This window comes from Tissierella simiarum, assembly GCF_018917865.1.
GTDB classification, from domain to species: domain Bacteria; phylum Bacillota; class Clostridia; order Tissierellales; family Tissierellaceae; genus Tissierella_C; species Tissierella_C simiarum.
The window spans coordinates 243,309-265,010 of sequence record NZ_JAHLPM010000003.1; the positions used below are offsets into that span (position 1 = coordinate 243,309).

General features: G+C 29.9%; 24 protein-coding genes, 1 pseudogene and 1 riboswitch. Of the genes and pseudogenes, 22 read left to right on the plus strand and 3 right to left on the minus strand.

Going from position 1 to position 21,702, the window contains the following annotated elements:
• Positions 1 to 5 precede the first annotated feature (5 nt).
• Positions 6 to 1,331, plus strand: a complete 1,326-nt coding sequence (locus tag KQI42_RS05360; protein WP_216517507.1) for a dihydrolipoamide acetyltransferase family protein — start codon at positions 6 to 8, stop codon at positions 1,329 to 1,331.
• Positions 1,332 to 1,343: 12 nt separating this feature from the next.
• The gene (gene lpdA / locus KQI42_RS05365) at positions 1,344 to 2,738 is read left to right on the plus strand and encodes a dihydrolipoyl dehydrogenase (protein ID WP_216517509.1); all 1,395 of its coding nucleotides are present in this window, start codon (positions 1,344 to 1,346) and stop codon (positions 2,736 to 2,738) included.
• A gap of 141 nt (positions 2,739 to 2,879) precedes the next feature.
• On the opposite strand, the gene KQI42_RS05370 is transcribed toward lpdA, so the two are convergent.
• Positions 2,880 to 3,857, minus strand: coding sequence for an alpha/beta hydrolase (locus KQI42_RS05370; RefSeq protein WP_216517511.1), 978 nt, complete (start codon positions 3,855 to 3,857; stop codon positions 2,880 to 2,882).
• A gap of 15 nt (positions 3,858 to 3,872) precedes the next feature.
• Positions 3,873 to 4,880: an alpha/beta fold hydrolase gene (locus tag KQI42_RS05375; protein WP_216517513.1), complete on the minus strand. Its 1,008-nt coding sequence runs from the start codon at positions 4,878 to 4,880 to the stop codon at positions 3,873 to 3,875.
• A gap of 276 nt (positions 4,881 to 5,156) precedes the next feature.
• Positions 5,157 to 5,331: riboswitch (cobalamin riboswitch) on the plus strand.
• 176 nt (positions 5,332 to 5,507) lie between these two features.
• On the opposite strand from KQI42_RS05375, the gene KQI42_RS05380 reads away from it, so the two are divergent.
• The 13 genes from KQI42_RS05380 to cbiD are packed head-to-tail and all read left to right on the plus strand — an operon-like array spanning position 5,508 to position 16,693.
• A complete protein-coding gene (locus KQI42_RS05380) occupies positions 5,508 to 6,239 on the plus strand; it encodes an energy-coupling factor ABC transporter permease (RefSeq protein ID WP_216517515.1) in 732 nt (243 codons plus the stop codon).
• Positions 6,223 to 6,516 (plus strand): energy-coupling factor ABC transporter substrate-binding protein, encoded by a 294-nt coding sequence (locus KQI42_RS05385; RefSeq protein ID WP_216517518.1) that lies wholly within the window; start codon positions 6,223 to 6,225, stop codon positions 6,514 to 6,516. Before KQI42_RS05380 ends, KQI42_RS05385 begins: the two co-directional genes overlap by 17 nt.
• 19 nt (positions 6,517 to 6,535) lie before the next feature.
• Positions 6,536 to 7,183, plus strand: coding sequence for a cobalt ECF transporter T component CbiQ (cbiQ, locus tag KQI42_RS05390; RefSeq protein WP_281420315.1), 648 nt, complete (start codon positions 6,536 to 6,538; stop codon positions 7,181 to 7,183).
• Entirely contained in the window at positions 7,184 to 7,978 is a 795-nt protein-coding gene (locus KQI42_RS05395) for an energy-coupling factor ABC transporter ATP-binding protein (RefSeq protein ID WP_216517522.1), read from the plus strand. It begins immediately after the preceding gene.
• A gap of 19 nt (positions 7,979 to 7,997) precedes the next feature.
• Positions 7,998 to 8,777, plus strand: coding sequence for a sirohydrochlorin cobaltochelatase (locus tag KQI42_RS05400; protein WP_216517524.1), 780 nt, complete (start codon positions 7,998 to 8,000; stop codon positions 8,775 to 8,777).
• A 12-nt stretch (positions 8,778 to 8,789) separates the two neighbouring features.
• Positions 8,790 to 9,803, plus strand: a complete 1,014-nt coding sequence (locus tag KQI42_RS05405; RefSeq protein WP_216517526.1) for an ABC transporter substrate-binding protein — start codon at positions 8,790 to 8,792, stop codon at positions 9,801 to 9,803.
• A 10-nt stretch (positions 9,804 to 9,813) separates the two neighbouring features.
• The gene (locus tag KQI42_RS05410; RefSeq protein WP_216517528.1) at positions 9,814 to 10,818 is read left to right on the plus strand and encodes a FecCD family ABC transporter permease; all 1,005 of its coding nucleotides are present in this window, start codon (positions 9,814 to 9,816) and stop codon (positions 10,816 to 10,818) included.
• A gap of 21 nt (positions 10,819 to 10,839) precedes the next feature.
• On the plus strand, positions 10,840 to 11,682 hold the full coding sequence (locus tag KQI42_RS05415; protein WP_216517530.1) for a cobyric acid synthase: 843 nt from the start codon (positions 10,840 to 10,842) through the stop codon (positions 11,680 to 11,682).
• Positions 11,675 to 12,613, plus strand: coding sequence for an adenosylcobinamide-phosphate synthase CbiB (gene cbiB / locus KQI42_RS05420; RefSeq protein WP_216517532.1), 939 nt, complete (start codon positions 11,675 to 11,677; stop codon positions 12,611 to 12,613). Before KQI42_RS05415 ends, cbiB begins: the two co-directional genes overlap by 8 nt.
• 15 nt (positions 12,614 to 12,628) lie before the next feature.
• Complete coding sequence (locus tag KQI42_RS05425) at positions 12,629 to 13,678, plus strand: pyridoxal phosphate-dependent aminotransferase (protein WP_216517534.1); 1,050 nt, start codon at positions 12,629 to 12,631, stop codon at positions 13,676 to 13,678.
• A 1-nt stretch (position 13,679) separates the two neighbouring features.
• Positions 13,680 to 14,993: a cobyrinic acid a,c-diamide synthase CobB gene (locus KQI42_RS05430; protein ID WP_216517536.1), complete on the plus strand. Its 1,314-nt coding sequence runs from the start codon at positions 13,680 to 13,682 to the stop codon at positions 14,991 to 14,993.
• Between the two features lie 6 nt (positions 14,994 to 14,999).
• On the plus strand, positions 15,000 to 15,620 hold the full coding sequence (locus KQI42_RS05435) for a precorrin-8X methylmutase (RefSeq protein WP_216517538.1): 621 nt from the start codon (positions 15,000 to 15,002) through the stop codon (positions 15,618 to 15,620).
• Positions 15,617 to 16,693 (plus strand): cobalt-precorrin-5B (C(1))-methyltransferase CbiD, encoded by a 1,077-nt coding sequence (gene cbiD / locus KQI42_RS05440; protein ID WP_216517540.1) that lies wholly within the window; start codon positions 15,617 to 15,619, stop codon positions 16,691 to 16,693. Before KQI42_RS05435 ends, cbiD begins: the two co-directional genes overlap by 4 nt.
• On the opposite strand, the gene KQI42_RS21245 is transcribed toward cbiD, so the two are convergent.
• On the minus strand, positions 16,680 to 16,808 hold the full coding sequence (locus KQI42_RS21245) for a hypothetical protein (protein ID WP_281420309.1): 129 nt from the start codon (positions 16,806 to 16,808) through the stop codon (positions 16,680 to 16,682). The two genes, cbiD and KQI42_RS21245, sit on opposite strands and share 14 nt — an antisense overlap.
• Here KQI42_RS21245 and cbiE point away from each other — a divergent pair.
• The 7 genes and pseudogenes from cbiE to cobK all read left to right on the plus strand — a co-directional run.
• Positions 16,750 to 17,289, plus strand: a pseudogene (gene cbiE, locus KQI42_RS05445) (precorrin-6y C5,15-methyltransferase (decarboxylating) subunit CbiE); the annotation flags it as partial. The gene KQI42_RS21245 and the pseudogene cbiE sit on opposite strands and share 59 nt — an antisense overlap.
• A complete protein-coding gene (cbiT, locus tag KQI42_RS05450; protein WP_216517543.1) occupies positions 17,270 to 17,818 on the plus strand; it encodes a precorrin-6Y C5,15-methyltransferase (decarboxylating) subunit CbiT in 549 nt (182 codons plus the stop codon). The pseudogene cbiE and the gene cbiT, both read left to right, overlap by 20 nt.
• A complete protein-coding gene (cobI, locus tag KQI42_RS05455) occupies positions 17,815 to 18,477 on the plus strand; it encodes a precorrin-2 C(20)-methyltransferase (RefSeq protein WP_216517545.1) in 663 nt (220 codons plus the stop codon). The genes cbiT and cobI overlap by 4 nt, the downstream gene beginning before the upstream one ends.
• A complete protein-coding gene (gene cobM, locus KQI42_RS05460; protein WP_216517547.1) occupies positions 18,470 to 19,225 on the plus strand; it encodes a precorrin-4 C(11)-methyltransferase in 756 nt (251 codons plus the stop codon). The genes cobI and cobM overlap by 8 nt, the downstream gene beginning before the upstream one ends.
• Positions 19,222 to 20,247, plus strand: coding sequence for a cobalt-precorrin 5A hydrolase (gene cbiG / locus KQI42_RS05465; RefSeq protein WP_216517549.1), 1,026 nt, complete (start codon positions 19,222 to 19,224; stop codon positions 20,245 to 20,247). Before cobM ends, cbiG begins: the two co-directional genes overlap by 4 nt.
• Positions 20,240 to 20,962 carry a precorrin-3B C(17)-methyltransferase gene (cobJ, locus tag KQI42_RS05470; RefSeq protein ID WP_216517552.1) on the plus strand — a complete coding sequence of 241 codons (723 nt, stop codon included), beginning with the start codon at positions 20,240 to 20,242 and terminating at the stop codon, positions 20,960 to 20,962. The genes cbiG and cobJ overlap by 8 nt, the downstream gene beginning before the upstream one ends.
• Positions 20,959 to 21,690: a precorrin-6A reductase gene (gene cobK / locus KQI42_RS05475; RefSeq protein ID WP_216517554.1), complete on the plus strand. Its 732-nt coding sequence runs from the start codon at positions 20,959 to 20,961 to the stop codon at positions 21,688 to 21,690. Before cobJ ends, cobK begins: the two co-directional genes overlap by 4 nt.
• Positions 21,691 to 21,702: the final 12 nt, after the last annotated feature.

The window sequence follows — 21,702 nt, forward strand, 5'->3', positions numbered from 1 at the left end:
AAGATATGGCAAATGTTGTTGTTATGCCTAAATTAGGGCTTACGATGAAAAAAGGAAAGATTATAAAATGGTTTAAGAAGGAAGGAGAAAGAATTGAAGCCGGAGAAAGACTATTTGAAGTGGCAACAGATAAATTAACCAATGAAGTGGAAGCAAAAGAAGGCGGTATAGTTAGAAAGCTTTTAGCTGATTCAGGAGATACAGTTCCATGCTTAGAGCCTGTGGCTATTATTGGAGAATTAGAAGAAGACATTACAGAATTAATTTCAACTACAATTAGTAATGCTAGTTCTATATCAGAACCAAATCAAAAAGATAAAGTAGAAGCAACTAATAAAAATAAGGAAGTTGAAAATAAAAAAGAAAAAAATACTGGAAGAATTATTGCTTCACCAGTAGCTAAGAAATTAGCCTTAGAAAAAGAAGTAGATCTATCCTATATTAATGGAACAGGACCTAATGGTCGTATAACTCTTAAAGATGTAGAAAAATATATAGAAAATGAAAAATGTATAGAAGGAAAAGCTTCTCCAATGGCAGTGAAAACAGCAGAAAGATTAAATGTAGATTTAACAAAAATAAATATGGATAGAAGAATTATGAAACAAGATGTAATCGATTTTAGCAAAGATAGAGCTTTGGAAGAAGCAATAAACCCTATGGAACAAAGAGTATCCATGAGCCAAATGAGAAAAGTAATTGCAGAAAGAATGACAGAAAGCTGGCATGTTTCTCCGGCAGTAACATATGATATGTCGGTAGATGTTACAAAACTAAAAGAAATAAAAGATAATTTAAAGGATGTAGAAAAGATAACATATACAGACCTATTAGTAAAGATTGTTTCAAAGGTATTACTTGAATTTCCACTACTAAATGCATCAATTGATGGAGAAGAAATGGTTCTTAGAAATTATGTGAATATGGGGGTAGCAGTAGCCATAGAAAATGGGCTTTTAGTACCTGTAGTGAAATATGCTCATACTAAAGGTTTAAGGAGCGTTTCGGAAGAAATTAAAGAATTATCATATAAAGCAAAGACTAATCAGCTTTCTACAGATGAACTAGTTGGAGGTACATTTACTATTACCAATTTAGGTATGTTTGGAGTAGAATCTTTTTCACCTATTATAAATCAACCAGAAGTAGCGATTTTAGGAGTAAATGCAATTACAGAAAAGCCTATTTTGGAAAATGGTAATTTAATAAATAAACCTTTTATTAAACTTTCTTTAACTGCAGATCACAGAATTGCAGATGGTGCTGTAGCGGCTCAATTCCTTTATAGAGTAAAACAATATATTGAAAAACCAGACATGTTATTGCTATAGGAGGAAAAAAATATGAAAGTAGTTGTAATTGGAGGAGGCCCTGGTGGCTATGTAAGTGCTATTAGATTAGCACAACTTGGAGCAGAGGTAGTATTAATAGAAAAGAATAAAATAGGAGGAACTTGTTTGAATGTGGGATGTATTCCTACAAAAGTATTACTCCATACAGCAGAAATTTTTAGGACTATGAAAAAAGAAGGAGAAGAGCTGGGAGTTAAAGCAGAAAATCTGAAATTAGATTGGCAAACATTGCAAGATAGAAAAATTAATATTGTAAATCAATTAGTTGAAGGAATAGAAACTTTAATTAAATCTAACATGATTAAAAAAATTATTGGAACAGGAAAATTTATTGGAAAAAACAAGATTCAGGTAACATCTCCTGATGGGAGAATAGAAACAATAGTATTTGATAAAGCAGTAATAGCTACAGGATCTAGACCTAAGAAAGTGCCAATACCAAGAATTAATGAACATGGTGTAATAACTAGTACTGAAGCTCTCCAGTTAGAAAGTATTCCCAAAAGCATCTGTATTATAGGTGGTGGAGTTATAGGATGTGAATTTGCTAGTATTTATAGAGCATTCGGAGTCGATGTAACAATTGTAGAAGCTCTTCCAGATTTAATCGGTACAATGGATATAGATATAGTCAATGTATTAAAGGAGCAATTCACTGAAGATGAAATAAGTATTCATGTAAATACTAAGGTAGAGGCCATTAAAGCAAGTGAAGATGGATTAATTATACAAGTAAGTACACCTAATGGTAAAGAAGAGATTCAGTCAGAGAAAGTTCTATTATCAATTGGAAGAACTCCAATTGTTGAAGATATTGGATTAGAAGAAATAGGAGTAAAGATAGAGAAAGGTGCTATTACAGTAGATAGAAGAACTATGCAGACTAGTGTAGAAAATATATATGCTGTTGGAGATTGTAATGGAGGAATCTTATTAGCTCATGTAGCTAGTTCAGAAGGAGTATTGGCGGCAGAGAGTATTATGGGTAAAAAACCTAGTGTAAACTTTAAAGCAATACCATCTGGAGTTTATACAAAACCAGAACTAGCAAGCGTAGGATTAAATGAATTAGAGGCTAAAACAAAAGGGTATCAAGTAAAAGTAGGAGTATTTCCTCTATATGCAAATGGAAAATCGCTTATTATGGGTGAAGAAAAAGGGGTCGTAAAATTTGTTGTGGATAGTCAGACTGATGAGATTTTAGGTATGCATATGGCTGGTCCAAGAGCAACAGATTTAATTGTAGAGGGAGCATTGGCATTAAGATTAGAAGCTACCATTGATGAAATAATATCTACCATACATGGCCATCCTACCATAGGAGAAGCTTTACATGAGGCTGCTCATGCAGTTCATAGTACAGCAATTCATTTACCAAAATATTAGCAATAAAGAAACATTAGAAGAAGTTTTAATAGTTTAAATAAATAGTATTATAGGTTTTAAAACCTGCTATAAAAGGAATTTAAAGCCTATAGTACTATGTTTTTCGAGAACAAATAAAACAATTAAGATAGACTTTTAAAATTATGTGATTTTTCTAATAAATCTAACTGTTTTATCCAATATATTTACTGTACTATAATCCTTTAGTCTAGTATCAAAAGAATGGTCTCCTTTTTTGTGAACTAAGAAAGTATGTTTAATATTATATTCATCTAATTTTTTTATAAGCTTTACAGAAGATTGAAAAGGTACAGTATTATCTAATTTTCCATGAACTATTAAACAGGGAACCATCTTATTGCTAACCCAATTAATAGGTGAATAATAATCATATATCTCTTTTGATTCTGTTGGAGTACCTTTTAAGGTCTTCTTAGTTGCAAATTTAGCAAATAAGGATTTATTGTCTGATGTAAATATATCTTTTAAATCTGAAGGTGCATAGTAAGCTACTACTCCTTTAATTCCTTTCATTTTTTCCTTGTTGTTAGAGAATGAGTTATAGGTAGAATAAAGCAAGGATAAATGACCTCCAGCAGATAATCCCATTAAAACTATATTATTCGTATCTATATTTAATTTTTTGCTTTTGTTTTTTAGATAAGTTAATCCATCACTATAATCTGACAATATATCATCCATAGTATTTTTATATCCATATCTATAATCAATACTGGCTACGACAAAACCCTTAGCAGCTAAATATCTGCACCAAGATACATTATTAGGTTGATTTCTAAAACCGGAAATCCATCCGCCACCATGACAAAAATATACTAAAGGATAGGATTTCTTGAATTTATCTGGATACCAAAGATCTAATTTTAAATTCTTTTTAGGAGTCTTTTTAAAGGTATATGTTTTATGATTAAGAGTTTTAGGCGTATGAATTGGAACTTTAGAAGTTAAAGTTATCCATCCATAGACTAAAAGTGACATAATAAAATAATAAAACCCAAGGGTTGCATCTTCTAAAGTCAACCCAATAAATATTAAAAAAAGATATATTTTATTTACAATAAAAGAAGATTTTTTAAATTTTTTTTTCAATTTATCCATATCATACCGCCAAATTTATTTTTGTAAAGGATTTTCAATTTTTTCTATACTTAGTAAAGCTTTTTTAGCTTCTTTATCATTTATATTCAATTTATGAAGAATATATTTAGCTAATAGATACCCAAAGGGAAGCCAATTTACATGTGTTATAGGTAGAATTCTTCTTTTGGAACCTTCCATTTCTTCGTATAGTACCTTTCTTGATTGAATTGGCAAAGTAGAATCGAAGAAAGCATCTATAAAAGTAACTTTATTCATAGATAGCAAATGGGCATAAGAAATAGGGTCTATTTTAAATAGTGGATGTATATCTTCACTTAATATAATCTCTTTAAAGGTCATATTTTTAACTTTTGAGAATTGTTCTTCATAGATTGAATAAAGTAAATCCTTATTATCTAAATTATAATCTGGTTTAAATCCAGCATTGAACATTTTTCTTACAAAAGCTGTTGCTGGAGACTCATGAAGGATTTTAGGAATATGACCTCCTGTTGTCATAAAAAGAGTATGAGTAATTCTTAAATCTATAACTGAAACTATGGTACTAATCATTCCACCGAGACAGTAACCCATTAGTACATTGTTTTCTTTCCATAGACCTTTTTGTTCCAGCATGTCTATAGTTGATATGGTATCAATAACTCCATGCTCCCAAAACTGGAACATAACTTTCATATTAGGATAAAGATAAGATCTGCCGCTAACAGAATGATTTTCTACTCTTGTATAATTTCCAGGTAATATTAAGATACTGGTATTTACTCCAGCAGAAGCTAAATGAGGTCCAAGCCAAAGGAGAAACTTAATATTTCTACTGCCTAAACCATGAAGTATAAGGGTTGATGCTTTAACTTCTTTTTTGGGGTGAAAATTATATAACTCAACTTTTCCAGTACCTGGAGCAAAATTTTCATAAAGTGTATCAAATCGCATATAGCTGCATCTATAATTTTTGCCTTTAAATATATATCCAGCTACAGAATCAATATTTTTCTTTTTACAGTCAAAATTTATGTTCATTAAAATCCCTTTCTTTAATTTTATAATAATAGTCTTATTATAGCATAAACATATTTAATAGTATCTATTAATAAATTTAGCATTAAATAAAAATGAATAATTTATGTATAATTATATTTATTATAATACATGTAAATATACAAATTTTACATTAAATAATTTTTATAGGAGTTTTTTAATTAAGAATATCTAAAGGAGAATACTTGTTCTAATGTTGGAAATGATTTATTTAAATGTTGATTGGTAAAAATATATATGATAATATTAAAGTAACAATTTAATACGAAAACAATAGGTTCTAAAAGATTAATAGGGAAATCGGTGAGATGCCGATACAGCCCCCGCTACTGTAAATGAGTACGAAATCACAAATCCACTGGATATAATCTGGGAAGGAGTGAGATTAGGATGATTCATAAGTCAGGAGACCTGCCTATGTGTTTTAAAGTGACCTTCGGTGGGAAGGGATAGCTTGTTATTTATACCAGATATATATTATAGGTATTAATATGACTTCGTATCCCTAACCTTGTGGTTAGGGATTTTATTTTCCTACCTAAACTAAGGTCGCCTAATATATAAAAATAAAGGATCTAGTCCTTTAAAATATATATGTGAGGTGATTTTATGAAAAAGAGAAAAGTTTTATTTGGAGTAATAATGTTAACATTAGTTGTTACTCCACAAATAGCTCAAGCTATGCATATTATGGAAGGATTTCTCCCGTTAAAATGGGCAGTTACTTGGGCTATTTTAAGTCTACCCTTTCTATTTATAGGATTTAAGAGGGTTGGGAAACTAGCCAAAGAAGACCAAAATAAAAAGGTACTTCTTGGTTTAGCAGGAGGATTTGTTTTTGTTTTATCTGCCTTAAAGATTCCTTCTGTAACAGGTAGCTGTTCTCATCCTACAGGAGTTGGCTTAGGAGCAATATTATTTGGACCAACAACTATGACAGTTTTAGGTACTATAGTTTTATTGTTTCAAGCCTTGCTTTTAGCCCATGGAGGAATTACAACTCTAGGAGCAAATATATTCTCTATGGCAATAGTAGGTCCTTTAATATCCTACGGAATATACAAGGGTATGAAGAAGAAAAATATGAATACTACCTTATCTGTATTTTTAGCAGCTTGTTTAGGGGATTTAGCTACTTATATTATTACAGCAATTCAATTATCATTAGCTTTTCCAGATCCTATTGGAGGCATAGGTGCATCTTTAGTAAAATTCTTAACAGTTTTTGCAGTGACACAAATTCCTTTAGCAATAGTAGAAGGCATTATAACTAGTATTATATTTAATTTATTATTAGAGTATAACAAAGAAGGAGTGATTGATATTGAAACAATTAGGTAAGAAAAATCTGCTTTTACTGTTGTTAGCAATTGCAATTATTATAACTCCTTTAATAATAAAAAGAGATTCTGAATTTGAAGGGGCTGACGGACAAGCAGAAGGGGTAATTGAAGAAATTAGTCCAGATTATGAACCTTGGTTTGAAAGTATATGGGAACCACCAAGTGGAGAAATAGAAAGCTTATTATTTTCTCTACAGGTTGCTATAGGAGCAGGAGCAATAGGATATATTTTTGGTGGCTTAAAGGAGAAAAGAAAGATTGCTGCTAATAGATAAATATGCATATACAAATAATTTGAGAAATTATAATCCAATGGCAAAGGTGTTATTTGCCATTGGAGGTATCTTTTTATCTTTGATTTTTAATAGTGTCTATATTGATATTTCAATTATTGTTGTTATGACCCTTTTAATTATAGCGGTGGCTAAAATACCTATTAAAAGTTATTTTAAACTATTATTAGTCCCTTTAGGATTCTTGTTAATTAGTATAATAACAATAATTATAACTTTTTCAAAAGACAGTATATATATTTATAGTTTTACCTTGTTTAATAAGACTTTTGGCATAACTTCATCATCTTTGAAACAAGGTTTAAAATTAACTACTAGAGTAGTATCTTCTATATCTTCAACTTACTTTTTAATATTAACAACACCACTGAATGACTTAATAAGAGTGTTTAATAAGCTTAAAATGCCAGATCTATTAATAGAATTAATTATTTTAACTTATAGGGCAATTTTTATATTTTTAGAGGAATGGAGAAATATTTATGTGGCACAAGATATGAAATTTGGCTATGACGGTTTAAAAAATAGTTATAATTCCATTGGCTTATTGGTAAGAAATTTATTTATTAGAATCTTTATAAGGTATAAAGATATGATTACAACCTTAGATTGTAAGCTTTATGAAGGAAAATTTAAATTAGGTGATTAAATGATAAAAATAGAAAACCTATATTATGAATATGAAGATGGAACTAAAGCTTTAAACAATATAAATATTGATACAAGTAAAGGAAAAGTAGTGGGAATTATAGGAGCCAATGGTTCAGGAAAATCAACTTTATTTTTAAATATGATTGGGATACTTAAACCCAAAAGTGGGTTGATAAAATATGAGGATATGCCTATAAAATATACTAAATCATATATGAAAGAGTATAGAAAGCGAGTTAACATTGTATTTCAAAATCCTGAAAATCAAATTTTCTATTCAAATGTATATGATGATGTAGCTTTCTCTCTTCGCAATATAGGATTAAGTGAAGAACTTGTAAGAAAAAAGGTAAATGAAGCTCTAAATCAAGTAGATGGGTTAGAGTTGATAAATAAACCTGTTCATTTTTTAAGTTATGGACAGAAAAAGAGAGTAGCTTTTGCAGGAGTATTAGTTATGGATTGTAATGTTCTTCTTTTAGATGAACCTACCAGCGGATTAGATCCTTATATGACAAAAGAAGTAAAAAAAATAATAAACACAATTAGTTCTGAAAAAAACATTGTTATATCTAGTCATGATATGGATTTAATTTATGACATTTGTGATTACGTCTATATTTTAAGTAAAGGAAGTTTGATTGGAGAAGGAAAACCAGAGAAGATCTTCTTAGAAGCTGAGATAATTGAAAAAGCTTCCTTAGAGAAACCATGGCTTATAAAAATACATGAAAAACTAGGAACTCCACTATTTAAAAGTGAAAAGGAATTTTTGGAATTTAATATGAAATAAAGATTGGAAAGGAGAACTTATGGATAAAGGGATTATAGTTGTCAGCTTTGGCACCACATATGAAAACACTAGAAAATTATGTATTGAATCTATAGAAAATAGGATCAAAGAAGCTTATAGTGATTACAAAGTTCTAAGAGCTTTTACTTCTAGTATGGTAATCAATATTTTAAAAAACAGGGACAACCTATCAGTGTTTAATCCAGAAGAAGCATTAGAAGAAATGAAAAGAGAAAATATAAAGGAAGTATATATTCAACCTCTACATATTATAGCAGGACATGAATATGAAAAACTACTAAATCAAGTAGAAGAATTTAAAGATAGAAATAGAGATTTCATTATAAAAGTTGGAAAACCTTTACTTTATGATGAAGATGATTATGTGAAGGTTATTTATAGTCTGGAAAATGAAATACCGCATAAGGAAGAAGGAGTAGCGTTTATGGGGCATGGGACAGATCATTTAGTTGATAGTTCCTATAAGAAATTAGAAAAAGGTTTCAGAGATAAAGGATATAAAAATATTTTTATTGGAACTGTAGAAGGGGAAAGAGGTTTAGCATATATAATAGATGAAGTGAAAAATAAAGGCTTAAGAAAAATTAAGCTTTATCCTTTTATGCTGGTGGCTGGAGATCATGTAATAAATGATATGGCTTCAGATGATGAAGATTCTTGGAAAAGTCAATTAGAAAAGGAAGGGTTTGGTGTTACAGTTATTGTTAAAGGTCTTGGACAAAACGAAAGTATACAAAATATATATTTAGATCATTTAAAAGGTATTATTGATAGTTAAGGAGGAAAATAAATGAAGAAAAAAGTTCTAGCTTTATTTTTAATTGTATTAATGATTTTACCAATGGTTTCAGCTTGTAATAATAAACCTGTTAATAATGCTGAAGAAATAGTAGAAGAAAGTGGAGAGGATAAAGAGATAGTTGAAGAGTATGGAGTTAAAATAGATGAAGATACTGTAAGTTTTATTGATGGCAGAGATCAAGAGGTTATTTTAAATAAAAAGCCAGAACGAGTAGTATGTTTATTTAATTCTTATCTAGATATTTGGTATAACTCTGGAGGAACTGTAGTAGGTAGATTAGAAGAGTCTCAAGAAAAATTAGTAGAAGGAGCTAAAGATGCTGAGGTAGTAGGAAAATTAGGCTCAGAAAGTTTAGAAAAGATTTTGGCTTTACAACCAGATTTGGTTATTTTAAACTCTAATATGAAGGGACATTTAGCTTTAATAGAGGCTTTAGAACAGAACAATATTGGGATTATTGCTTTAGACTATTTTTATAAAGATGACTATTTCAAGTTTGTTAGATTATTCACTGCTTTAAATGAAAGAGAAGACTTATATGAAAAAAATGCCATTGAAGTCAGAGATGAAATTGAAGATATTATAAAAAATGTTCCTAAAGATAAGGAACATAAAGTATTACTTATGATGGCCAGTGCAAAGAATATTACTGTAAGAGGTTCTGATTCTACTGTAGGTGAAATGTTAAAAGATTTAAATACTATAAATATTTCTAATGTACATGATAAGAATATTGATTCTCAAGCCTTCAGTTTGGAAAAAATAATAGAAGAAGATCCAGATTATATATTTGTTCAAACAACAGGCAGTGACATGGATAAAGTGTTTGAAAAACTAAAGAAGGATATAGAAAATAATCCTGCTTGGTCTTCTTTAAAAGCTGTTAAAGAAGAAAAATATATATACTTGCCTAAAGATTTATATATGTATAAACCTAATGAAAGATATCCAGAAGCATATTTAGGATTAGCTAAAATATTATATCCAGAAGTATTCAATTAGGTGATTTTTTATGATTAATGGTAAAGATGGAAAAATTGCAAATAAAAATGGAATACTAATTTTATTGCTAGCACTTTTTATTATTAGCTTTTTTATTAGTATAGGAAATGGAGCGGTTAAAATTACACCTAGTGAAATTATTAAGTCGCTCCTTAAAGAAAAGGGATCAATTAATTATCAAGTAATTTGGAATGTAAGGCTGCCTAGAACAATAGTAGCGGCCTTAGTTGGTATTAGCTTATCCTTATCCGGAACTATCCTCCAAGGAGTAATGAGAAACCCCTTGGCAAGTCCTAGTATTATTGGAGTTTCCTCTGGTGGAGGATTAATGGCTTTGGTAATACTTATTTTATTCCCTCAATATTATTATTTAGTACCTATGGGAGCTTTTGTAGGAGCTCTCCTAGCTACACTTTTTATTTATGCATTGGCATGGAAAGATGGCATAATGCCTATGAGGCTGGTATTAGCTGGAGTAGCAGTATCATCTTTGTTAAATGCTGGAATCAATGGATTAATGACCTTCTTTCCAGATAAAGTAGCAGGAGTTATAGGATTTATGGTAGGAGGTCTATCGGCTATAACATGGATTCAAGTTAAAACCATTTTACCCTATACTATTATAGGAGCAATTTTTACTTTATTATTACCAGGAAAGCTAAACATCTTAATGCTAGGAGATGAAGTAGCTACAGGTTTAGGACTTTCCGTTGAAAAAACTAGATTTTTATTTATAATATTATCTTCTCTTTTAGCTGGAAGTGCTGTAAGTGTAATAGGTCTACTAGGATTTGTAGGATTAATAGTTCCTCATATTACTCGTATAATTATAGGTTCAGATTATAAATATTTATTTCCAGGAGTAATTTTATCAGGAGGATCTCTTTTAATGCTTTGCGATACTTTAAGTAGAGTTTTGTTTGCACCAACGGAGATTCCTGTTGGTATTATTATGTCAGCTTTAGGGGCTCCATTTTTTCTTTACTTACTTAGGAACAAAAAAAATATGCAATAAATTAACTATGGAGGTGTGATTATGACAGCAATAATGGTACAGGGAACTACATCATCAGCAGGAAAAAGTCTTATGTGTTCTGCTTTATGTAAAATATTTAATGAAGACGGTTTAAAGGTATATCCTTTTAAATCTCAAAATATGTCGTCAAAATCTCATGTAACAGAAGAGGGATATGAAATAAGTGTAGCTCAAGCTTTACAAGCAACAGCAGCTGGATTAAAGCCCAATCCAAATATGAATCCTATACTTTTAAAGCCGACAACAGATAGAAAATCTCAAGTTTTTATTAAAGGCAGTAAGTATAAGGATATGGATGCAGTAGAGTATTTTCAATTTAAAACTAGTTTAAGACCTATGATTGTAGAAACCTTTAAAGAGATAGAAAAAAGTTTTGATGTAGTAGTTATTGAAGGTGCTGGAAGTCCAGCAGAAATTAACTTAAAGGAAAATGATATAGTAAATATGGGAATGGCAGAAATAGCTGATGCACCTGTGTTATTAATAGCTGACATAGATAGAGGAGGAGTCTTTGCTTCTCTTTATGGGACAGTAATGTTATTAGAAGAAGATGAAAGAAAAAGAGTTAAAGGGCTTATTATAAATAAGTTCCGTGGAGATAAAACTTTACTAGAACCTGGATTAAAGATGATAGAGGAGTTATTAAACATTCCTGTAGTTGGAACCATACCATATTTAAGTTTGAACCTTGAAGAAGAAGATTCTTTAGTAGATAGAAAGAATAATGAAGATTTATCTAATGTTAATGTAGAAGATGAACTTGAAAGACTGGCAAAAGCAGTAAGAGAAAATATGGACATGGATTATGTATATTCTCTAATACAAAGGAGTACCTATGAATAGTTTAATTGTAGCGGCTGTTTTAGACCTTTTAATTGGTGATCCTTACTATTTTCCTCATCCAGTTAAATTAATGGGAAGAATAATAGGTATAGAAGAAAGAATAGCTAGGAAATTAACTAGATCTAAAGGTGGATTAAAGTTAGCAGGTTTTATTATTGTAATCTTAAATGTTTTCCTAGCTTATTTTATTCCATATACAATACTAAAAGTTTTATTGCCTTATAAAATAGCTTACAACTTATTAAACATTTATTTGATGTATACTTGTATAGCAGCTAGGTGTTTAGATGTAGAAGCTATGAAGGTATATAATGGAATAGAAGAAGGATTAGAGGAAGGTAGAAAGAGACTTTCCTATATAGTTGGCAGAGATACTACTAATTTAACTTTTGAAGAGATAATTAGAGCAGATGTAGAAACCGTAGCTGAAAATACTAGCGATGGAGTAATAGCACCTTTGTTTTATATGATGCTATTAGGTGCACCAGGAGGACTGGCTTATAAAATGACTAATACTATGGATTCTATGTTAGGCTATAAAAATGAAAAGTATATAGATTATGGATACTTTCCAGCTAAAACAGACGACTTGTTTAATTTTCTTCCTGCTAGATTAACAGGAATTCTAATGATACTATCTTCAGCTTTTAAATTCGATATTAAAAAAGGATTTCAGATGATGGTAAGAGATAGAAAAAACCATAAAAGTCCAAACTGTGCTTATCCAGAAGGGGCTGTAGCAGGTCTTCTAAATATTCAGTTAGGTGGAAATAACTATTATTTTGGCAAGATGGTAGAAAAACCAACTATTGGAGATAAAACTATTTCTATAGATAAATCCCATATTAGAGATACTGTAGAAATTATGTATAGATCCGAATTTTTATTTTTATTTTTATACACTTTAATAAAGATATTCTACAACTCATAGAGAAGAGGTGTGACAATGGAACATGGAGGAGATTTAATTTCATATAAAAACGAATATGAAGGAAAGCTTATAGATTATAGCAGTAATATTAATCCTTTAGGACCACCTGAAGGATTATATGAAGAGTTGATAAAAGAATTTAATGGCTTAACTAGTTATCCTGATATTAAATATAGAGAACTAAAAGATAGTGTAAAGGACTATTTAAAATGTGGTGTAGAAAATGTAGTACTGGGAAATGGTGCTGTAGAAATAATAGACAATTTTACATCTCTGTTTAATAGGATAATTGTTCATATGCCTTCTTTTCTAGAATATGAAAAAAGAGGAAGGATTAATAAAAAGGAAATTATAAAATTGGATTATAATAATGATTTCATGATAGACTTAAACAATTTAGAAAAAGTAATCTCTCTCGGAGATTTAGTTATATTAGGAAATCCTAATAATCCTACAGGTCTTAGGATAGAAAAGGACGTATTGTTAAATGTTTACGAAATAGTTAAGGCAAAAGGTGGTTTTTTATTATTGGATGAAGCGTTTTATGAATTTAGTCCAAGAGATTATGATAGTATTCAACTTTTTGAATCTTACTCCTATGAAAATGTAGGTATAATAAGAGCAGCAACAAAGTTTTTTGCATTACCAGGCATAAGGCTTGGATATGGATGTACAGGAGAATCTATAGTTAAGGAATATGAAAGAGTACAATTACCATGGAGCATCAATTCATTAGCAGAAACTGCAGGAAAATATATATTTAAGGATTTAAACTATATAAATAAGAGTAAGGATTATATTCATAAAGAAAGAGAGTATTTATTAAGGGAATTAAATTTAATCAAGGGAATTAAACCTTATGATACTCACAGTAATTATATACTTATAGAGTTACTAAATTGGGAAGAAGAATTTATATTTAAATTCTTTTTAAAAAGAGGATATGTTTTAAGAAAATGCTCTAGTTTTGAAAAGTTAGGAGAAAATCATATTAGAATAGCTATAAAAGATAGAGAAAATAACGAAAGATTACTTAGCATTTTTAAGGAATTGGAGGAGATATAAAATGAAACTCCTAGCCATAACAGGACCAAATAGTGGTAGTGGAAAGACTCTTTTAACGTTAGGTATTATTAGAAGTTTAAAAAATAGAGGATTAGACGTATCTGCCTTTAAAACTGGACCAGATTATATAGATACTAAATATTTAAGTATAGCTTTAGGGAAAAGGGCTGGAAATTTAGACTTTCATCTAATGGGAAAAGAAGGTGTCTTTAACAGTATTGGTATGAATAAAAGTGAAATAGGGATAATTGAAGGAGCCATGGGATACTTTGATGGAATATCTAATACTTTTGAAAACTCTACCTATGATATAGTAAATACTTTAAAAACTAATTCTATTTTAGTTTATACACCTAAAGGAGAAATGTTTTCAGCCATTCCCCAAATTAAGGGAATGGTAGACTTTCCTAATTCAAATATAAAAGGTATAATTTTTAATAAAGTAAGTAAAGAATATTATTTAATGTTAAAGGAACAAGTAGAAAAATATATAGATATAGAAGTCTTAGGATATTTAGAGTTTAATAAAGATTTTGAAATTCAAAGTAGACATTTAGGCTTATTGCAAAGCCACGAGTTGAGTAATATTGAAGAAATTATTAATATGGTAGCAAATAAGATTGAAGAAACTATAGATTTAGATAGCTTGTTAAAGTTAGCCAAAGACGTAGAAATAAAGTCTTATAACTATCCAATGAAGAAGAATATAAAAATTGCTATAGCTTATGATGATGCCTTTTCCTTTTATTATGGAGAAAACTTGAATTTATTTGAAAATATTTGTCATGTAGATTATTTTTCCCCTTTAAAGGATGAATATTTGCCAGAATGTAATCTTGTTTATTTAGGCGGAGGATATCCAGAACTTTATAAAGAAGAGTTATCTAAAAACCAAAAGCTTATTAAATCCATTAAAAATTATGGAGAAGACGGAGGTTTTATTCTTGCAGAAGGTGGAGGATTAATGTACTTAACAGAACATATAGATGGTTCTTCTATGGTGGAACTTATAAAAGGCTATACTTCTATGGAAAACAAAAATAAAAGATTTGGATATGTAAATATGAGGTTAGAGGAAGATATCATACTTGGCAAAAGAGGAGATTTATTAACAGGCAATGAATTTCATAAATCTCAAGTAAAAACTAATCTAAAGGAAGTAATTAATATAAATAAACCTAAGAGGGATAAGTTTTGGTCTTGCGGTTATCAATATAAAAATACACTAGCCATGTATCAGCATATTAACTTTTTAGGCAATATGGATAGTTTTGAATTTCTTTTAAATAAGATAGAACAAAAGAAGAGAAGGTGAATTGAAATGTATATTAAAAAACCAATGGATATTGAGAATAAAAGTATGGATATAATTGACGAACATATAAAAGACACCAACTTTACAGACGAAGAAATCATTGTAGTTAAAAGAATGATACATACTACTGGAGACTTTGACTATAAAACCATAATATCTTTTAAAGAAGATTTTATTTCTCATAGTAAAGAAGCTATATTGTCTTCTGGCGTAATATTTACGGATACTAAAATGGCTTACTATGGTATAAACAAAAATGCTCTATATAAATCTAATTGTGAATTAAAATATTTTATTGATGATGAAGATGTTGCCATAAAAGCTAAAGAAAAAGGTGTTACTAGGTCTTACTGTGCAGTAGAAAAAGCTGTTAATGAAGGAATAGATATGTTTGTAATAGGCAATGCTCCAACAGCTCTCTTTAGATTATTAGAATTGGTTAAAGAAGGTAGGGTTAAGCCAAAGTTCATTGTGGGAGTGCCAGTAGGCTTTGTAGGAGCAGCTGAATCTAAGGAATATTTAAGGGAGTTTGAAATACCATCCATATCTACAATAGGAAATAAAGGTGGAAGCAATGTGGCAGCCTCTATTATTAATGCTCTTTTATATATGGTGGTTGGAAGATGATGGATCCTCTTTATATTATTAAAGAAGGTAAAAGTTTAAGATGTGGTTATACTACTGGTAGTTGTGGAGCAGGAGCAGCTAAAGCAGCAGCCATAATGTTAGAAAAAAAAGAAATTATTAATTATGTAGAAATAGATACACCTGCAGGAATAAGGCTTAAACTAGAAGTAAGCAATCAAAAATTAGAAGATGAATATGCTAGTTGTTCCATAATAAAGGATGGTGGCGATGATCCAGATGTTACAGATGGAATGGAGATTTTTGCAAAGGTGTTTAAAAGAAAAGATGGACAAGTCATCATAGATGGAGGAACGGGAATAGGTAGAATAAAAAGAAAAGGATTGTTTGGGGAAATTGGAGATGCTGCTATAAATCCTGTTCCTAGACAAATGATTGAAAAAGAAGTTAAAGAAGTTTCAAATGATGGTTATGATGTACTTATATATGCCCCTAAGGGAGAAGAAATAAGTAAAAAAACCTATAATAAAAATATTGGAGTTGAAGGTGGAATATCTATAATAGGGACTAAAGGCATAGTGTATCCCATGTCTGATGATGCTTTATTAAAGACCATATATATGGAAGTTGATATAGTAGAAGAAAAGTATGGTAAGGATAATATTATTCTTGTTCCAGGAAATTATGGAGAAAAAATGGTGGAAGAGCTAAATATGGCTGGTGGAAAAGTGAAAGTTTCTAATTTTATAGGAGATAGTTTGTTATATATTTATAATAAAGGCTTTAAATATATTACCCTTATAGGACATATAGGTAAATTCTCAAAATTATCTTTAGGCGTATTTAATACTCATAGTAGAGTTTGTGATGGCAGGATGGAAGCTTTTATATATTATTTAGCTCTTAGAGGAGCTTCAATGGAGATTATCCATAAAATAATGAATACTATAACTGCAGAAGAAGCTTTAAATATATGTATAGAAAACGGTTATAAAGAAATTGTAAGAGATATGGAGAAAGGATGCGAAGATAGAATAAGAAAATACCTAAAAGATGAAAATTTTCCTGTTAGAGTAATAATTTATTCTATGGAAAGGGGGATTAACATGGGGTAGTTGTAGCAGGCGTAGGACCAGGGAATCCAAAGTATTTAACTGTAGATGTAAAAGAAAGAATAGAAGAAGCTGAAAATATTCTAGCCTTTGGAAGAGTTGGAAATTTATTAATCAATTTTAATAAAAAATATCTAGAAGTCAAAACAGTAGAAGAAGTAAAAGGCTATGTTGATAAACATAAAAATTTACTTATTTTAGCTTCTGGAGATCCTTGTTTCTATGGTATAGTAGAATATTTAAAGAAAAATAATATTATTATTGATGAGATATTACCAGGCATATCATCTTTTCAATATCTAATGGCTAAATTAGGTAGAAGTTGGCAAGAATCAAAGTTTTTATCCTTACATGGAAGAACAGAAGGTTTAGAGAAAGTTAAAAAATCTCCTTTAACTATAATTCTTACAGATAAAATAAATACTCCTAACAGAATATCAAAGGAGCTTAAAGCTTTAGGAGTAAGAGGAAGAATTATCACTGGTTTTAACCTATCCTATGATAATGAGAAAATTATAGAAAAGAATATTGGTGAGGAAATAGAAGATATATCTTCTTTAGGGGTGGTGATTGTAGAACATGAAATGGATAAAAGATAAGGAATTTATTCGAGGCAATGTACCTATGACTAAATTCAATATAAGGGTCTTAACTTTAGCTTATTTAAATATTAGTTTAGGAGATCGACTACTAGATATTGGCGCTGGAACTGGCTCTGTTTCCATAGAAGGAGCCTTACAAGGAGCTAGGGTTTGGGCAATAGAAAAAGAAGAAGAAGGTATAGAGTTAATAGATAAGAACTGTAAAAAATTTAATGCAGAAATCAACCTAATTAAAGGAGTAGCTCCTAAGGATTTACCTGATTTAAAGTTCAGTAAATGTTTCATAGGTGGAAGTGGCGGGAGAATGGAAGAAATATTTAAATATTTGAATGCTAATTTAGAAATGGATGGTATAGTTTGTGGCAATTTTATTACTATAAAAAATTTAAACCAATTTATAAATTTATTAAAGGAATATAAGTATAAAGATATAGAAGTGGAATTAATCCAATCATCATCTATGGATGATATTGGATTAATGAAAGGCAGTAACCCGATATTTATTGGTAAAGGAGTGAAGATATGAAAAAATTATATGGAATAGGAACAGGACCTGGAGACAAAGAATTAGTGACTATAAAAGCTGTTAAGGTTATGGAAGATGCAGATATTATATTTGCTCCTAACAATAAAGGGACCAATATGGCTTTAGATATAGTGAAAGAGTACATTGCCAATAAGAAGGTTATTTTGTTAAATTTACCTATGGGACAAGTTACTAAAGAAGATTATATTAAAAATGCTAAAATTATGGAAGAAAATATTTTAGAAGATAAGTATGGAGTATTTTTAACTTTGGGAGACCCTTTAATATATAGTACCTTTATTTACTTAATGGAAGAAATAGAAGAAATGGGTGTACAAACAGAGATTGTACCAGGTATACCATCCTTCATAGCTGCAGCAGCTAGTAGTAAGACTCCTTTAACTTTAAAGGGAGAAAAGCTATTAATTATAGATGAATTTAAAGAGAATTCATTGAAAAATATAGATACTTTTTGTTTGTTGAAAACTTGGAAAGATAAAGAAAAGTTACTTAAAGAAATAGATGAAGAAGGTTTTACCTATAAATATATAAAAAGAGCGACTTTAGAAGAAGAGAAGATTTTAATAGATGAAGAAGAAATATTAAAAGATAAAGATTATATATCCTTAATAATTGGAAGGAGGAATCCTCGTGATTAGCTTTGTTGGTGCAGGTCCAGGAGATGTAGATTTAATAACTATTAAAGGTAGAAGACTTTTAGAAGAAGGAGATATTATTATATATGCAGGTAGTCTAGTGTCTAAAGATCATTTAAATTTCTGTAAAAAAGAAGCTAAGTTTTATAACAGTGCTTCTATGACTTTAGAAGAAGTTATAAGTGTTATGGAGGAAGGCTTTAAGAATAGTTTAAAAGTCATTAGACTTCATACAGGAGATCCTACTATTTATGGAGCTATAAGAGAACAAATGGACTTATTGGATGAAAAGAATATTCCTTTTGAAGTAATACCGGGTGTTAGTTCCTTTACAGCTGCTTGTTCTAGTATAAAAAGGGAATTTACTTTACCTAATGTTAGTCAAACCGTTATACTGACTAGAATTGAAGGAAGAACAAGTGTACCTGAAAAAGAGGATTTGGAAAAGCTAGCATCTTATAAAGCTTCTATGGCATTATTTTTATCTATTAACAATATTGGTAAAGTAGTAGAAAAGTTAAAAAAAGGTTATGAGAGAGAAGACGTACCTGTTGCTGTAGTCTACAAAGCAACTTGGGAAGACGAAAAGATAATAATGGGGACTTTAAAGGACATTGAAGAAAAAGTAAAAGAAGCGGGTATAAATAAAATGGCTCAAATCCTTATAGGAGATTTTATTGAAGGAGATTATGAAAGATCAAAGCTTTATGATCCTTCCTTTACCCATGAATATAGGAGAAGCTCCAAATGAAAATAGCTTGTCTATCTTTTACTGATAATGGGTTTATAATAGGAGAGTCAATAACTTCAAAGCTAACAGAAAAATTTTACTCTAACTATATAGTAGAACATTTTGTGAATAAAGAAATTGAAGGCGGAATAAAAGCTTATCTTCCAAAACTTGTTAGAGAATATGACGGATTGGTTTTTATTTCTGCTACGGGCATAGCTGTAAGGATGATAGCTCCTTTTGTAAAGGACAAAAAAAAGGACCCAGCAGTAGTAGTGGTAGATGATTTAGGAAGATATTCTATAAGTTTATTATCAGGTCATATTGGTGGCGCCAATGTCTTAGCAAAGGATATTAGCTTAGCTATAGATGCAGTAGCTATAATTACCACTGGTTCTGATGCTAGAGGTCTAGAGGCTATTGATTATTTTAGTATGACTAAGGGGTACCATATAGAATCTATGGAAATGGCTAAAACTTTAACAGCTATGATGGTAAACAACAGAAAGGTAGGTTTTTATTCTGAAGACTTGCCAGTTATAAGTTATAAAAATTTGACTGTATATAATCATATACCCTGTAATAATGATGAAATAGAAGGCCTTATAATAGTATCTTCTAAGAAAACCATTGATACTAAAATACCTTATATTCTTTTAAGACCAAAAAACATAAATATAGGCATAGGTTGTAGGCGAGGAGTAGAAGGTAAAAAGATTATAGATGGTATATATGATGTTTTAAATATTTTAGATCTTTCTTCTCATGGAATAAAAGCAATTGGAACTATTGATATAAAAAAAGATGAAAAAGGGATAAAAGAGGCAGCAGAACATTTTAATTGTCCTATTAAAATTTTTACCAAAGAAGAAATAAATAAAGTGGAAGATAATTTAACAAGAAGTGAATTTGTTAAAGGAAAGGTTGGCGTTTATTCTGTATCTGAGCCTTGTGCAAAGCTTTTAGGAGGAAAGCTTTTAGCAGCTAAAAAAGTTTATGAAGGAATAACTATTTCGATAACAAAGGAGGAGACCCATGGCTAAACTGTATGTAATAGGTATTGGACCAGGTGGAGTAGAACACATGACTTTAAAGGCTATTGAAACTATAAAGAGTTGTGATGTTATAGTAGGATATACACCTTATATAGATTATGTAAAGGATTTTATTGGGGATAAGGAAGTATTTAAAACGGGTATGAGAGGTGAATTAGAAAGGTGTAAGAAAGCTATTGAGTTTACTATAGAAGGAAAAAATACAGCTATAATTAGTACTGGAGATTCAGGACTATATGGAATGGCAGGACCTATTTTAGAGCTAAGACAAGATGTTGATGTTGAAATAATTCCTGGCATTACAGCAGCTTTTTCTGCTGCCAGTGAGCTAGGATCTCCTATTATGCATGATTATGCTTCAATTAGCTTAAGTGATTTATTAACACCTTGGGAAGTTATAGAAAAAAGATTAGAAAAAAGTGCAGAAGCTGATTTTGTAATAACTTTATATAATCCAAAGAGTAAAGGAAGAGCTGATCATTTAGAAAAAGCTATAAATATCATATTAAAACATAAATCTCCTTCGACACCTGTAGGTATTATAAAGAACTCAGGTAGACCAAATACGGAAAAGTGGATAACTACGTTGGATAATATATGTTATGAAAAAGTTGATATGATGAGTATTGTAATCATAGGAAACAAGAGTACTTATATAAAGAATAATGAAATCATAACACCTAGAGGGTATTTGATAAAATGATTTGGATTATTGGTGGAACAAAGGAAGCAAGACTTCTTATAAAAGAAATAAAAGGATTAAATAATTATATAGTTACAGCAGCTACAGAAAGTAGTAAAGAGTTTTTGGACTCGTCTAATGTATATATTGGCAGGTTAAGTTATGATGAAATGGTATCCTTTACAGAACAAAATCATATAAAATTAATTGTAGATTTATCTCATCCTTATGCCAAGGTTGTAACTGATAATGCTAAAAGAGTTGCAAAGGATAAAGGAATAGATTATGTTAGATATGTTAGAAAAAAAAGCTTATTAGACAGTAAAGCCATATGTCTTAATAGCTATGAAGAATCCTATGATTATTTAAAGAATATAAAAGGTACTGTATTTTTTACAACTGGTTCTAAGAACATAGATGAATTTGAAAAAGTAAGAGGAAATAACAGATTTATTTATAGAATATTACCTGCCCTAGAGAGCATTGAAGAATGTAAAAAGAATGAAGTATCCATAAAAGATATTGTTGCAATATTAGGCCCTTTTTCTAAAGTGTTTAATAAAATCATGTTTTCTGAATATAATGCTGACTACGTAGTTATGAAAGATAGTGGTAAAGAAGGTGGAACTCTAAATAAAATACAAGCTTGTAATGAATTAAATATTATCCCTATTATAATTGGAAGAGATGAAGAAAAGGGCATAGACAACCTAGAAGAAATTGTCTCATTAATAGAGAATTATAAATAATAAGGAGGATTT

Excerpts from the sequence above, each read along its gene's own strand:
- KQI42_RS05395 (WP_216517522.1), top strand. The coding sequence starts at position 7,184 with ATGATAAAAATAGAAAACCTATATTATGAATATGAAGATGGAACTAAA.
- cbiD (WP_216517540.1), top strand. The coding sequence starts at position 15,617 with ATGATGGATCCTCTTTATATTATTAAAGAAGGTAAAAGTTTAAGATGT.
- lpdA (WP_216517509.1), top strand. The coding sequence starts at position 1,344 with ATGAAAGTAGTTGTAATTGGAGGAGGCCCTGGTGGCTATGTAAGTGCT.
- KQI42_RS05430 (WP_216517536.1), top strand. The coding sequence starts at position 13,680 with ATGAAACTCCTAGCCATAACAGGACCAAATAGTGGTAGTGGAAAGACT.
- KQI42_RS05425 (WP_216517534.1), top strand. The coding sequence starts at position 12,629 with ATGGAACATGGAGGAGATTTAATTTCATATAAAAACGAATATGAAGGA.
- cobJ (WP_216517552.1), top strand. The coding sequence starts at position 20,240 with ATGGCTAAACTGTATGTAATAGGTATTGGACCAGGTGGAGTAGAACAC.
- cbiB (WP_216517532.1), top strand. The coding sequence starts at position 11,675 with ATGAATAGTTTAATTGTAGCGGCTGTTTTAGACCTTTTAATTGGTGAT.
- cbiG (WP_216517549.1), top strand. The coding sequence starts at position 19,222 with ATGAAAATAGCTTGTCTATCTTTTACTGATAATGGGTTTATAATAGGA.
- cobK (WP_216517554.1), top strand. The coding sequence starts at position 20,959 with ATGATTTGGATTATTGGTGGAACAAAGGAAGCAAGACTTCTTATAAAA.
- KQI42_RS05415 (WP_216517530.1), top strand. The coding sequence starts at position 10,840 with ATGACAGCAATAATGGTACAGGGAACTACATCATCAGCAGGAAAAAGT.
- KQI42_RS05400 (WP_216517524.1), top strand. The coding sequence starts at position 7,998 with ATGGATAAAGGGATTATAGTTGTCAGCTTTGGCACCACATATGAAAAC.
- KQI42_RS05435 (WP_216517538.1), top strand. The coding sequence starts at position 15,000 with ATGTATATTAAAAAACCAATGGATATTGAGAATAAAAGTATGGATATA.
- KQI42_RS05380 (WP_216517515.1), top strand. The coding sequence starts at position 5,508 with ATGAAAAAGAGAAAAGTTTTATTTGGAGTAATAATGTTAACATTAGTT.
- KQI42_RS05375 (WP_216517513.1), bottom strand. The coding sequence starts at position 4,880 with ATGAACATAAATTTTGACTGTAAAAAGAAAAATATTGATTCTGTAGCT.
- KQI42_RS05405 (WP_216517526.1), top strand. The coding sequence starts at position 8,790 with ATGAAGAAAAAAGTTCTAGCTTTATTTTTAATTGTATTAATGATTTTA.
- cbiT (WP_216517543.1), top strand. The coding sequence starts at position 17,270 with ATGAAATGGATAAAAGATAAGGAATTTATTCGAGGCAATGTACCTATG.
- cobI (WP_216517545.1), top strand. The coding sequence starts at position 17,815 with ATGAAAAAATTATATGGAATAGGAACAGGACCTGGAGACAAAGAATTA.
- KQI42_RS05370 (WP_216517511.1), bottom strand. The coding sequence starts at position 3,857 with ATGGATAAATTGAAAAAAAAATTTAAAAAATCTTCTTTTATTGTAAAT.
- KQI42_RS05360 (WP_216517507.1), top strand. The coding sequence starts at position 6 with ATGGCAAATGTTGTTGTTATGCCTAAATTAGGGCTTACGATGAAAAAA.
- KQI42_RS05410 (WP_216517528.1), top strand. The coding sequence starts at position 9,814 with ATGATTAATGGTAAAGATGGAAAAATTGCAAATAAAAATGGAATACTA.